We start from the raw sequence: 13957 nt of genomic DNA on the forward strand, positions 1-13957 counted from the left end.
TTAGGCCAAACTTGTATCGGGAGACAAAATATCCAGTTTTTCCATACAGCTTCGCATGGTGGTGTAGGTTTTTCGGATATCGTTGTCCAAACCGATGGAGAATCGTATAAGTCCTTGGGAAAGCCCGAGTTCTTGTTGTTCCTCTTCAGGTATTTCGGAAGAGGTGGATGTACCCGAGGCACTGAAAAGGGTCTTGTAGAAACCGAGGCTTACGGCCAAATAGCCCAGTTTTTCCTGTTGCATCAGTTCCATAAGGGCATTGGCGCGTTCCACAGAACCTACGTCCAAGGTCAGCATACCCCCAAAACCATATTCGTGGTTCATTTGGGATTTCATTAACTCATGACCGGGGTGACTTTCCAAGCCAGGATAGACCACTTTAAGACCATCCTTTTCAAATTGTTGGGCTAAATAATGGGCATTTTCACTGTGTTTTTTGATTCGGATATGCAATGTGCGCATATTCTTTAAAATGGATGCCGCCCGCAAACTATCCAAGGTACTTCCCAAAAGCATACCTGCGCCGTTGTTCACATCCTTAAGGCTCAAGCAAAAATCGGTAGAGGCGCAAACGGCACCAGCAACGCAATCGCTGCTCCCATTGATGAACTTGGTCAGACTGTGCACCACAATGTCCGCACCCAATTGTGCAGCGTTGATGGTAAGGGGTGAAAATGTATTGTCAACCACCAAGGGCATGCCATTTTTCTTGGCGATTTTGGAAAGCGAGGGGATATCTGCAATTTCCAACAGTGGATTGCTCACGGCCTCGCAGTAAATCAATTTGGTTTTGGGGGTAATGGATTTTTTTACCGTTTCCAAATCGGTGATGTCCACAAAGGAAACCTTGATATTGAATTTCTTTACAAAGTTTTTTAGGAAGGCGTAGGTGCCCCCGTAGATGGTTCGGCTACATACAATATGGTCATCCGAATCACAAAGCTGCAAGAGTACTGCGGTGATGGCTCCCATGCCGCTGGCATATACATTGGCAGATTCCGTTCCTTCCAATTGTGCCATGGCCTCGCCCAAATATAGGTTGGAAGGGGAGGAGTGGCGACTGTACAAATAGCAACCTTCCGTATTGCCCTCAAAGGTATCGAACATGGTCTTAGCCGATAGAAAAGTGTAAGTGGATGAATCTGATATGGAAGGGTTTACGCCCCCGAATTCACCAAAATATTGAAGGTCCTGAATGTGTTCCGATGCTTTGTAGTCCATAATGTATCATTTTTGATAAAAGTAGCGATATAGGGACCCATTGTCAATCGGAGTTGTCAAATCAAGAATTAAAGTCGTTTTATAGTAGTTTTTTAGGAAATTGTTCCAAATTGTATCAATTTAGCGAATATTGATAGAAAATTCGTCGGTATGAAACTGGATAACATTGATATTGAACTGATTCGACTGCTCCAAGCGGATAGTAAAAAAACTACCAAGCAATATGCAGATGCATTGCATTTGTCCAAAACCGCGGTTTACGAACGTATTCGTCGATTGGAACGCAATGGGGTCGTTACCCAATACACGGCCTTGGTGGATAAGGTAAAGGTGGGGCGTGATTTTATGGTACTTTGCCAAATTCGTTTGGTACAGCATACCAAGGAAAACGTGCTAAAATTTGAGCGAGAGATTTTAAAACTCAAGGAGGTCTCCGAGTGCTTTCACGTAGGCGGGGATTATGATTATGTGCTCAAGATCTATGTGAAGGACATGAAAAGCTATCGGGAATTTATGCTGACCAAGCTCACGGCCATATCGAATATTGGCAATACCCAAAGCTCGTTTGTTATTAATGAGGTGAAAAATAGTCCATCAGTGCATATTTAGGTGTGTTGGTTACGAGTTTCTGGTTTCAAGTTTATTGTTTTCCTGTTCCGCTTGGCATAATCGGGTCTGGACCGCGAACTCTCTGCTAAACCATTTTCTTTTGTCTCCTGTCTCCTGTCTCCTGTCTCCTGTCTCTTGTCTCTTGTCTCTTGTCTCCTGTCTCCCGTCTCTCGTCTATTTCCCTCCATCCAATTTCTAAAATTTCAACCCTAAAATCGATACCCCAAAAAACGCATCCGTCAGATCAGAAGGGGCATTCGTCAGATCAGAAGAGGCATCCGTCAATTGGCACCCGAAAAATTCAATGGCATTGTAGACCTTAGCCTTCAAAATATATAAGTATGAAAGCTAAATTTTTATTTCTGATCATGGTTTCGTTCGTGGTTTTTTGGTCTTGTGAGCCAAATGAACCCGATTCCGTTTTGATCAACAATGCACCCATGGTGCCCAACCAAACCTTTACCGTTCCAGAGAATTTCCCTGATGGCCAATTGATTGGCGTAATCCAGGCAACGGATAAGGATGAAGATGCCTTGGAGTTTTCCTTGGTACAAGAAGCCAGTGGGCTATTTGAAGTAGCCAAAAATGGGAACCTGTTCTTGGCAACTGGTAAAACCTTAAGTTATGCAGTTCAAGAGGAATATGTTTTGGATGTGTATGTACACGATGGGGTTGTGGGCAGAAAGGGAAGTGTTACCATAAAGGTTACCCCGCCAGAAAACTTGCCGCCCATAGCCGAGGATAAGATTTTTGATGACATTATTGAAACACTACCTGAAGGAGAGCTCATTGGTGTCCTCGAGGCAGTTGATCCCGAAGGAGAACCATTGACCTATGAAATTATAGAAGATGAAGACGGCTTGTTCGCGGTGACCAACAATGGTGAAATTGTTTTGGCAGAAGGACAAAGTCTGGACTTTGAAACCTCCGAGCAACACATGATTGTGGTAAGCATCAGCGATGGGGTCAATACGGTGGAAATCACCGTGACCATAAACGTTGTGGACGACGGTGATATTTTTGACGACCCAGCTTCCTTCATTACCACTTGGAATGTGGAAACCGATGGACAGGAATTGATTATCGGTACAAATTCAGGTTTTAATAATTATGATTATACCATTGATTGGGGCGATGGCACTGTAGAACAGATTACAACTAACGAAAGTCCTTCACATGTCTATGAAAACGCTGACACCTATACAGTGGCCATCAATGGGCAGTTCCCTGCATTAAGTATGGTTGAGTCAAATACATTGAGCCAAGAGGCCTTAATTGATGTAGTACAATGGGGAGAGCAGCAGTGGCAATCTATGGAATTTGCTTTTCAATTCTGTGCAAACTTGGAAAACTTTAGTGCCACAGGTGTACCAGATTTATCCCAAGTCCAATCCATGGAAGGGGCATTTGCTTATGCCAGTGCCTTTAATGGCAACGTATCCGAATGGGACGTCTCCAATGTAACCAATATGAACGAAGTTTTTTTCCAAGCCTCCAGCTTTAATGGTGATTTGAGCGGTTGGAATGTGGGTAATGTAACCACTATGTTTGCTATGTTTTCGGGAGCCCAAAATTTCAATTCTGATATCAGCAATTGGACCGTGGATAATGTGGCCAACATGCACAATCTTTTTCTTGGTGCAGCTTCCTTTAATCAAGATATCAGTGGATGGGTCGTCGGGAATGTCCAAACCATGATATCAATGTTTGCAGGAGCGACAAATTTCAATCAAGATATTGGTGGATGGGAGGTAACTAACGTTACCAATATGACTGGGATGTTTAGGGATGCTACTAATTTTAACCAGGATATCAGTGGATGGGATGTAGCCAATGTCACTACTATGAATAATATGTTTAGAGATGCCGTTAATTTCAACCAAAACCTTGGTACTTGGGAGATATTAAGTATTTCAAGCATGGCAGGTATCTTCAATAACTCAGGCATGAGCAGCCTTAATTATAGTGCCACGCTAAGGGGCTGGGCCAGTTTAGGGAACGATAACATCCCCAACGGTATAAGCTTGGGTGCTGTTGGCATCAACTTTTGTGATGATGCAGAAACCGTAACGGCAAGAATAGATATCCTTCAAGGAGATAATGGTTGGACCATTGATGATGGAGGCTCTACTACCTGTAATTAAAACCAGAAAGATATCTGGATCTTATTCAACAACTTTAATTTAAGAAAGAACTTATGAAACTTAAAAGTATAATAACATCCTTGTTTGCGCTGGTCCTTTTCTGGTCCTGTGCCGAGGACGATGCAGGCTACCCCATTGCCACCAACCGAGGGCCGGTAATGGTAGCACAAAGCTTTAACCCTTCCGAGGATATTTCCGATAGCGACATCATCGGACTCGTGAAGGCCTTTGATGCGGATGGGAACGCCCTTTCCTACAGTTTGATTGCCAATGACGATGATATGTTTGAGTTGACCAGTGATGGTCAGTTGAGCCTTGCCACCGGAAAGAACCTCGATTTTGAGACCAAGGCGCAGCACAGCATCACGGTATCCGTCACCGATGGGATTACCAATCCCATTAGCAATTCGATCACCATTGAGGTAGCAAACGTCATCGAGACCCTTTTTGAAGATCCTGCCGCCTTTATTACGGAGTGGGAAGTGGCCGAAGGTCAAGTGCTGACCATAGGGACCAATGAAGACTATGAATACGATTATGTCATAGACTGGGGCGATGGAAACTCGCACGGGTCTTTAGATCAAAACCCATCCCATGAATATACCGATGCCGGAACCTATTTGGTAGCGATCAAAGGACTGTTTCCGGCCATTAGCATGTTCAACGCAGATATGGCAAGTAAGGAATCACTTGTGAGCGTTGTACAATGGGGTACAGGTAAATGGCAGACGATGGAGCGTGCGTTTATCGACTGTTCCAACCTTACAGGCTTTACGGCTACCGATACGCCCGACCTATCCGAGGTCACCTCTCTGAGGTCCATGTTCTTAAATGCCTCTTCCTTTAATGGAGCAATGGGCGGTTGGGACACCGGTACTGTGACCGATATGCAGACCATGTTTGCAGGAGCATCGGCATTCAATCAAAGCATAGGAAGTTGGGACACGGGCAACGTAACCAATATGCGTGGGATGTTTAGCAATGCGGTTTCGTTCAATCAGAATATTGGCGATTGGAATACCGGCAATGTGTTGTCAATGAACACCATGTTCCAGGGAGCAACTTCCTTTAACCAAAACATTGGCAGTTGGGATATGGCACAGGTCACAGACGTTGAGAATATGTTTGACGGTGCTACCGCTTTTGACCAGAATTTGGGAGCATGGGACATTGGAAGTGTCTTCACCATGGAATTTATGTTGGACAATAGCGGTATGACCGCTCCCAATCTCAATGCCACATTGATTGGCTGGAATGAGTATGTGGAAGAGAACGAGGGCCCTAAGGATATCACCATCGGTGTTGATGGCCTTTCCGTTTGTGGTACGGATGTAGTTGAGGCTATTCAAAACCTTACCATAAACCATAATTGGGCGCTCACAGGCACATTGCAGGCTGAAGCTGACTGCCCCGAAGAAGAAGCAGAAGAAGTAACAGAATAAAAATCTATACTGACAAGTTTTACGTTGGGTTATTTTTCCACCGGGCGACCTTCGGGTCCTCGGTGGTTTTTTTTGTGCTGAGCATGCCTGCCTGCGGCGAAGGCAGGTTTCAGTATTATTCCGCACCTGATTCGGAATCCATGAGTTGTGGACTACGGATTCCTGCACGGTTAGGAATGACAGTTCCGGCATCGTGGCATGGGGTCATTTCCACCTGAAATGCGAAGCACCGATAGAGAAATCTGTTTGAAAAATTCAAGTTCAAGCATCATATTCAAAACAAGACTAAACTCACAACATCAAACCCGCAACTCTAATCTCCTAACCATAACTTCTAACTTTTAACTTCCGACTTCTGACAAAATAAAAACCAACCGCTTACTCCATACTGCCAACAGAATCATTACTAACTGTCATTCAATCCAATCAACTACTGCACAATTTTTAGAAAACAGTGAATTGATGCCGTCCCGAAAAACATTTGTATTTTTACGGTCGTTTTGTAACGTAGAAATCTGTTTAGCAATTATCCTTTCAAAAAATAGAATATGAATCAATATGATGTAGCCATCATCGGCTCAGGACCAGGAGGCTATGTGGCGGCCATTCGTTGTGCCCAATTGGGAATGAAAACGGCCATAATAGAAAAATATGCAACCTTGGGCGGTACTTGCCTTAACGTGGGATGTATCCCTTCCAAGGCATTATTGGACTCTTCGCACCATTATGAAGATGCCGTAAAGCATTTTGAAGAACACGGCATTGAAATTCCGGGAGAGGTAAAAGTAAACTTGGAACAAATGATCGCCCGCAAACAGGGCGTTGTGGACCAAACCACCAAGGGCATCGAGTTTTTGATGAGCAAAAATAAAATCGATGTGTACCATGGGGTAGGGAGCTTTAAGGATGCCACCCATGTCCATATTGCCAAAGAGGATGGAGAGGAAACCATTGAGGCCAAGAACATCATTATCGCAACAGGTTCCAAACCTGCGTCCCTACCATTTATCGAAATTGACAAGGAACGCATCATTACTTCCACCGAGGCATTAAAACTCAAAGAAATTCCAAAGCACATGATCGTGATTGGCGGTGGTGTTATTGGTCTAGAATTGGGCCAGGTGTACAAGCGTTTGGGAGCAGAGGTCACTGTGGTCGAATACATGGACCGAATCATCCCTGGGATGGACGGTGCCCTTTCCAAAGAGTTGACCAAGGTGATGAAAAAACAAAAGGTAAAGTTCAATCTATCCCACAAGGTGAAATCTGTGGAGCGAAAAGGCGATGAGGTCATTGTAAAGGCAGATGACAAAAAGGGTGAAGAGGTTACACTTAAAGGCGATTACTGCTTGGTAAGTGTTGGCCGAAAACCTTACACGGACGGATTAAATGCCGAAGCAGCTGGAGTGAAGCTGGATGATAGAGGTCGCGTTGAAGTAAACGAGCATCTACAGACCAATGTTTCCAATATCTACGCCATTGGAGACGTGGTGAAAGGAGCCATGTTGGCACATAAAGCGGAAGAAGAGGGCACCATGGTTGCCGAACTGTTGGCCGGACAAAAGCCACACATCGATTACAATTTGATTCCCGGGGTCGTTTACACTTGGCCGGAAGTTGCAGCGGTCGGAAAAACCGAGGAGCAATTGAAGGAAGAAGGTATCGAATACAAATCAGGACAGTTTCCTATGCGCGCATTGGGCAGGGCCCGTGCCAGTATGGACATTGATGGCTTTGTAAAAATTTTGGCCGACAAGAAAACCGATGAGGTACTGGGTATTCATATGATCGGGGCACGTTGTGCCGATTTGATTGCCGAAGGCGTTACCGCGATGGAATTCAGAGCTTCTGCCGAGGATATTTCCCGAATGAGCCATGCTCACCCAACTTTTGCGGAGGCCGTTAAGGAAGCTGCCTTGGCCGCTACCGACGACAGGGCATTGCATGTGTAAAATACTTGTCATTTCGAGTGTTTTTTTGAACCCAAGTTCAAAAAAATGTATCGAGAAAGGGTTTGTTGAAGTATAATCCTACCAAATAAAAGCATTCAATCTTAGGGATTGGATGCTTTTTTCAGCTTCGTACAGTGCGTAAAACACGCTTTAGGAAAAGATGAAGGCGAACCATCAACTCTTTCAGCAATGGAAGGGTAATCTCTTTCGCTTCTACAATTTGCACTCTTACAAAAGCAATCCCCCAGGCAATCTGTGATTTGATATGCGCTTCGTGTTTTTGGTATTGCAAGGCCAAGAAGGTGCAGACCATCATGAACAATAGTGCTCCCGGAACGACGACTTCGGGGGCAAGGGAACGATTGAAAAATCGGTACAGTCCCAAACCGGTAAAACTTCCGTAAAGAATCACAAAGTGAATCACGTAAATGGATAACGTGCTTGCACCAATATTCAAAACGGTTTTGTTGGTCATCCAACTACGCAGCATCATAAATACGGCAAATACCACAAACACATTCCCCAAACGTATAAATAGGTAATTGTTGGTCAACAATAACTTTAGGAATCCAAATCCAGTCGCTTCATACAGGGCGGCGAATGCAGGGGTCGAATGATAAATCAATACATAGCCTACCAACAGGGCAATGAAAATGGCGGTGGGATACAAATACCTGAAATTCTTGAAGCGAGTGAACAACACTGCAATGAACGCTCCTATGGTGGCATAGCCGAACCAAGGGATAATGGTGAACACCGAACCGTTTGCTTTTGTAAAGTAATTGGCGAGAAAATCAGGCAAAAAAGCAAAAGTCCATGGTTTATAGGTCCGCTCGAACAGAAACAGCAATAGGGTGGTGGTGACCAAGACCAATGGAAAAACGTATTTTTTCTTTTTGGCAGTGAGCAGGTAAAGCCCAATGAGGCCTAAAATGGAAAGCCCGATACAATGAAGCACATCCACCAGATAAAATGAATTATAAATTTCTCCTTTGAGCAATCCGCCAAGGTTTAAACGCAATAGATATCCAATGGCCAGCAATTGCAGACCACGACGAATGCCTTTGGCAACCCTCGGGTTTTCCATTCCCTTTTGGGGAGCTCTGATGAGCAGATACGTAAAAATAAAACCAGAAACCGTAAAGAAAACCGGGGCAGTGATTCCCCTAAAATAGAGCCAAACCGCATAAACCGGATTATTGGGATCCCTAAAAACGGGATCCAAGAGACCATCGATGAAATGCCCTTGCAGCATCATCAAAATGGCCCAAGCACGCATGGCATCAATAAAAAACAATCTGTTCTTGTCCGTTGTCATCCAATTTTTGTTCACCCTATATACTTGTTTAGCAAGCAGTTTGGATGTTACTTGCGCCAAAAATATGGAAAATAGTCGCAGGTATGTATCAATTACGGTATTTTAGCGAAACAATCAACGATTTTTAGCTATGGCTGCAATTTTGGCATTTGCCGGGAGCAATTCTTCAACTTCCATTAATTTTAAATTGGTAAAACTTACCACATCTTTAGTGCAAAATCATGATTTACAGACCTTAAACATGGCAGAGCATCCCTTTCCGATGTTTAGTGAGGACCTGGAAAAGGAGAAAGGGTATCCTGATGCACTTACCGGGTTGAAGGACCAGATTGCCCATGCCGATGGCATCATTTTATCGGTAAACGAGCATAATGGCAATCCATCCGCCTACTTTAAAAACCTTTTGGATTGGTTGTCCCGATTGGAGCGCAACTTTTTGGAGGGCACCAAGGTACTTTTAATGTCGACTTCTGGCGGAAAGCGAGGGGCAAAGGGTTCGTTGAGTGTGATTGAGGGTATGTTGCCACGCTTTGGGGCCGAGATAGTGGCCACATTTTCTTTGCCATCCTTTTACGACAACTTCAGCGAGGATGGGATTTTGGAAGAAGACCTCAAGGCTGGGCATCAGCATGCGTTGCAGACGTTTTTGGATTCATTAAACTAAAAGCTCTTGCGGACGCATCGGTCATTCAAGATACATTCGGTAAAGCAGTGCAAGGAATCCTTGCTCCAATGGTCCAGAAACTATGGCCACGTTGTTTGGTTGGACAGCAACTCCCATCACGACCCATATTCCAGTTTTGAGGCCTGCCTCGCTGTTGGTGCATCAACATTTTGCAGCGACTTAGAAGAAATCGAATCGTTTTTAAAGCGTACACCAGATTGGCTTTTTGGCTATTTTTCTTATGATGTAAAAAATGTGTTGGAAGATTTGACTTCCTCACATGTGGATGATTTGGATTTTCCAATGATACAATTCTTTCAGCCCCAAAAGCTCATTGTTGTAGCGGATGGTCAACTACATTTTAAGTATTTGGATGCTCTTGGGCATGAAATTGAAGCTGATTTTGCAGAAATCTGCGAAATAAAAGACCAAGACAATGTTCAAGAGTCCCAAGGACACATCAAAATAAAGATGCGAATCCATAAGGATGCTTATTTTGAAAAAGCGCAGCAATTTTTGGGACACATTCATCGCGGCGATATCTATGAGGCCAATTTTTGTCAGGAATTTTATGCAGAGGATTATGCGTTGGACCCCTGGGCGACCTACCAAAGGTTGAATGGGATTTCGGAACCGCCTTTTGCAGCTTTTGCGCGATTTTTGGACCATTATCTCATGTGCGCCTCGCCAGAGCGCTATCTTAAAAAGATAGGTGCAAAAGTGATTTCACAACCCATAAAAGGTACCGCTCGAAGAGGTGAAGGCAAACGTGAGGACGAGCAGATTAAAAAAGAGCTGAGTGCGGACAAAAAGGAACGTTCGGAGAACATCATGATCACCGATTTGGTGCGCAACGATCTTTCCAAAAGTGCCATCAAAGGTTCGGTTAAAGTGGAAGAACTTTGTAAACCCTATTCTTTCAAACAGGTGCATCAACTGATTTCGACCGTTGCGGCTGAGGTTTCGGAGAACAAACCATCTGTTGAACTCATCAAGGAAACGTTTCCTATGGGCAGCATGACAGGGGCCCCGAAAATATCGGCCATGAAAATCATCGAAGATTTGGAAGAGACCAAACGGGGATTATACAGCGGTACGGTAGGCTATTTTGCCCCGAACGGTGATTTTGATTTCAATGTGGTTATCCGAAGCATTTTGTACAACGCTTCCAAAAAATACGTCTCCTATTCTGTTGGGAGTGCCATTACGGCACAATCGGACCCCGAAAAGGAATATCAGGAGTGCCTGCTCAAAGCCAAAGCTATGCGGACGGTTTTGGAGGAGGGATAATGTTTATTCGTAAATTTGCAAAATGCTCCAGAAGTTCAAGCAACACATCAACGAAAGTTTTTCTTTTCTAAACGAAAAGAAGCTGTTGATTGCCTGTAGTGGGGGAGTGGACAGCATGGTATTGGCGCATTTGTGCGCGGCTGCTGAATTAACGATTGCGCTGGCCCACTGCAACTTTGGACTTCGAGGTAAAGAGAGCGATGGTGATGCGGAATTTGTAAAAAATTGGGCAGTCGCCAATGATGTGGCCTGTTTTATAAAGCGTTTTGATGTGGAAGGCTACTTGGAAAACCACGGCGGTTCCGTACAAATGGCAGCGCGTGAACTGCGCTACCAATGGTTTGCCGAGCTTTTGGATGCTGAGGGCTTTGATTACGTGCTGACAGCGCACCATGCGGATGACAATCTAGAAACATTTTTGATCAATTTATCGCGTGGTACTGGAATAGCTGGACTCACGGGAATCCCGCAGCAAAATGATAAAATCGTAAGGCCCTTATTGCCCTTTTCCCAAGACGACATTTTGGGATATGCCAAATCCAACGGTGTTGCATGGCGAGAGGATAGCAGTAATGCAAGCAGCAAATACCTCAGAAACAAAATCCGTCATCAAATAGTGCCGGTGCTCAAGGAGCTGCACCCGACTTTTTTGCAAAATTTCCGGTCTACACAAAAGCATTTGGGTCAAACCAACGACTTGGTAAATCAATATATCAAAACACTGCAATCCGAACTGTTCGAGCTACAAGATGGCATGTTTCGTATTAACATATCAAAACTTAAAGCGTTACAACCCTTGAGAGCCCATCTATACCATCTGTTTCAGGGATATGGGTTTACGGAATGGGGCGATGTGGAAGGACTGCTTTCGGCAACAAGCGGAAAGCAAGTGGTTTCCAAAACGCATATTTTGCTCAAGGATCGAGATTACCTGTTGCTGTCTCCAAAAGAAAATAGGGTAAATAAATCCTATCCTGTCTATTTGGATGAAACCCCAACGAAATTACCGATACCATTGAAAGTGGAGTTGGTCGAAAAAGTAGAAAAAGAAGGGAAACATGTGGTCTTTTTGGATAAGGAAAAGTTAAACCCACCGTTATTGTTAAGAAATTGGGAAAAAGGCGACTATTTTTATCCCTTCGGGATGCAGGGCAAAAAAAAACTGTCCAAGTTTTTCAAGGATGAAAAAATGGATGTGCTTTCCAAAGGAAAACAATGGTTGCTTTGTTCTGGAGACGATATTGTATGGGTCGTGGGCAAACGGGCCGATGAGCGTTTTAAGGTAGGGGAATCGACCCGTGAAATAATTAAGATTACACAGTTGCTATGAGATTATTGGTACTCTTTTTTGGACTATTGTTTATTGGTACAGGCGCTGCTCTGGCCCAAACGGATGAAAATCCTGCGGTTTGGAGCCACGAGGTTCGCCAACTATCGGATACCGAATATGAACTGGTGTTCAAGGGAAAAATTATGGAGGGATGGCATGTATACTCCCAACATACGGCCGAAGGTGGTGCCCTGCCCAGTGAGTTTACTTTTGAAAAAGTAGGGGAAGACTATGAATTGGTCGGGGTCACTGAGGAGAGCGAGACCATCACCGAATACAGTGATATTTTTGAAGTGGACGAGACCTTCTTTAAAGAAGAGGCCATTTTTACCCAGAAAATAAAACTCCTCGACCCAGAGGTGAATCAAATTTCCGTAAACCTATTTTATCAGATTTGCAAGGAGGTGTGTCTCCCCGTAGATGAGTTCTTTCAAATTTCGTTGGATGGAAGCGGCTTTGTGGCAGAAGAAACATCCTTGGATGAACGAAGTGTGGCCTTGGGCGAATCGCTAAAGGTTGATTTAAAGAACAAGGAACTGCTCCAACAAGATGGAGTGACCGATTCCGAAGGAAAATCCAACCTTTGGATGATTTTTGGGCTTGGTTTTGTAGGTGGACTTATAGCCTTGTTGACGCCCTGCGTTTTCCCCATGATTCCGCTAACAGTTTCCTTTTTCACCAAACAGACCAAGCAGAAATCCAAGGGGATTGCCAATGCCTTGCTCTATGGATTTTTCATTGTGTTGATTTATTTCTTGTTGAGTTTACCGTTCCATTTGTTCAATTCGGTGGACTCCCAAATATTGAATACCATCGCCACTAATATCTGGCTCAACGTGTTTTTCTTTGTGATTTTCGTGTTTTTTGCCTTTTCTTTTTTCGGTTACTACGAACTGACCTTACCCAGCTCTTGGGCCAATAAGATGGATTTGGCATCCTCCAAAGTAGGAGGGGGATTGGGTATCTTTTTTATGGCCTTGACCTTGGCCATTGTTTCATTTTCCTGTACGGGACCAATTTTGGGCGGACTCTTGGGCAGTACCACCTTGGCAGAAGGAAATGTGGCAACCAATTTAACTTCCGGGATGGTCGGTTTTGGTTTGGCCTTGGCCCTGCCTTTTGCCTTGTTTGCCATGTTCCCGGCTTGGTTGAATTCGCTGCCTAAATCAGGGGGATGGATGACCACGGTAAAAGTGGTGCTCGGCTTCTTGGAACTGGCTTTGGCCTTCAAATTCTTATCCAACGCCGATTTAGTGGGGAATTGGGGCATTCTGAAACGGGAAATATTCGTAGGCATTTGGGTGGTCCTTTTTGTATTGATGACTCTTTACTTATTCGGATTGTTCAGGTTTCCGCATGATGGTCCCAAAAAGAATTTGTCTCCTTCCAGAAAGATTGTTGGGCTGATAAGCTTTGCTTTTACCGTGTACTTGGTACTTGGACTATTCAAAATAACTTCTTTGAAATTGTTGAGTGGATTTCCGCCTCCCGGTTTTTACAGTGTAGTGGAAACCGAAAGCGATTGTCCGTTGGGCTTGGACTGTTTTAAGGATTTTGAGGAAGGCGTTGCTTATGCACAGGAGGTGAACAAGCCCATTTTGCTCGATTTTACGGGATGGGCCTGTGTGAATTGCAGAAAAATGGAAGAAAATGTGTGGAGCGACCCTAATGTGTATCCTTTACTGAAGGATGAATACGTGCTCATTTCCCTCTATGTGGATGATAGGAAGGAATTGCCCGATTCCGAAAAATTCGATTTTAAATACGATTCAGGACGGGTAAAGGCCATTGAAACCATCGGACAAAAGTGGGGTACCTTCCAAACCATCAATTTTAATGCGGCATCGCAGCCCTATTATGTGCTTATGTCACCCGAATTGGAGATATTGAACGAAGCTGTGCAGTATGTGGATGTGGACACCTACGAAGATTGGTTAAAATCCGGTTTGGAAAAACATCAGCTATCCATGAACAAATAATTGACATT

The 13957-nt window shown here is 44.1% G+C and carries 10 protein-coding genes; 8 read left to right on the plus strand and 2 right to left on the minus strand.

From position 1 onward, the window contains the following. Complete coding sequence (locus RBB12_RS07680; RefSeq protein WP_306013018.1) at positions 1-1221, minus strand: aminotransferase class I/II-fold pyridoxal phosphate-dependent enzyme; 1221 nt, start codon at positions 1219-1221, stop codon at positions 1-3. A gap of 150 nt (positions 1222-1371) precedes the next feature. Here RBB12_RS07680 and RBB12_RS07685 point away from each other — a divergent pair, with 150 nt between their 5' ends. The 4 genes from RBB12_RS07685 to lpdA all read left to right on the plus strand — a co-directional run bounded on the left by RBB12_RS07685 (position 1372) and on the right by lpdA (position 7368). Then, a complete protein-coding gene (locus RBB12_RS07685) occupies positions 1372-1830 on the plus strand; it encodes an Lrp/AsnC family transcriptional regulator (protein ID WP_306013017.1) in 459 nt (152 codons plus the stop codon). Between the two features lie 341 nt (positions 1831-2171). Then, positions 2172-3974, plus strand: a complete 1803-nt coding sequence (locus RBB12_RS07690) for a BspA family leucine-rich repeat surface protein (protein ID WP_306013016.1) — start codon at positions 2172-2174, stop codon at positions 3972-3974. Positions 3975-4027: 53 nt separating this feature from the next. Beyond that, positions 4028-5416: a BspA family leucine-rich repeat surface protein gene (locus RBB12_RS07695; protein WP_306013015.1), complete on the plus strand. Its 1389-nt coding sequence runs from the start codon at positions 4028-4030 to the stop codon at positions 5414-5416. A gap of 548 nt (positions 5417-5964) precedes the next feature. After that, entirely contained in the window at positions 5965-7368 is a 1404-nt protein-coding gene (gene lpdA, locus RBB12_RS07700; protein WP_306013014.1) for a dihydrolipoyl dehydrogenase, read from the plus strand. A 121-nt stretch (positions 7369-7489) separates the two neighbouring features. Here the strand turns inward: lpdA and RBB12_RS07705 are convergent, their stop codons facing one another. Further along, positions 7490-8686, minus strand: a complete 1197-nt coding sequence (locus RBB12_RS07705) for a heparan-alpha-glucosaminide N-acetyltransferase domain-containing protein (protein ID WP_306013462.1) — start codon at positions 8684-8686, stop codon at positions 7490-7492. 130 nt (positions 8687-8816) lie between these two features. On the opposite strand from RBB12_RS07705, the gene RBB12_RS07710 reads away from it, so the two are divergent. The 4 genes from RBB12_RS07710 to RBB12_RS07725 are packed head-to-tail and all read left to right on the plus strand — an operon-like array spanning position 8817 to position 13949. Then, positions 8817-9350: an NADPH-dependent FMN reductase gene (locus RBB12_RS07710; RefSeq protein ID WP_306013013.1), complete on the plus strand. Its 534-nt coding sequence runs from the start codon at positions 8817-8819 to the stop codon at positions 9348-9350. A gap of 6 nt (positions 9351-9356) precedes the next feature. Further along, positions 9357-10640, plus strand: a complete 1284-nt coding sequence (locus RBB12_RS07715; protein ID WP_306013012.1) for an anthranilate synthase component I family protein — start codon at positions 9357-9359, stop codon at positions 10638-10640. Between the two features lie 22 nt (positions 10641-10662). After that, positions 10663-11970 (plus strand): tRNA lysidine(34) synthetase TilS, encoded by a 1308-nt coding sequence (gene tilS, locus RBB12_RS07720; protein ID WP_306013011.1) that lies wholly within the window; start codon positions 10663-10665, stop codon positions 11968-11970. Then, positions 11967-13949, plus strand: coding sequence for a protein-disulfide reductase DsbD (locus RBB12_RS07725; RefSeq protein ID WP_306013010.1), 1983 nt, complete (start codon positions 11967-11969; stop codon positions 13947-13949). The genes tilS and RBB12_RS07725 overlap by 4 nt, the downstream gene beginning before the upstream one ends. Positions 13950-13957: the final 8 nt, after the last annotated feature.

This window comes from Allomuricauda sp. MMSF_3307, from assembly GCF_030733585.1.
In the GTDB taxonomy this organism is placed as follows: Bacteria; Bacteroidota; Bacteroidia; order Flavobacteriales; family Flavobacteriaceae; genus Flagellimonas.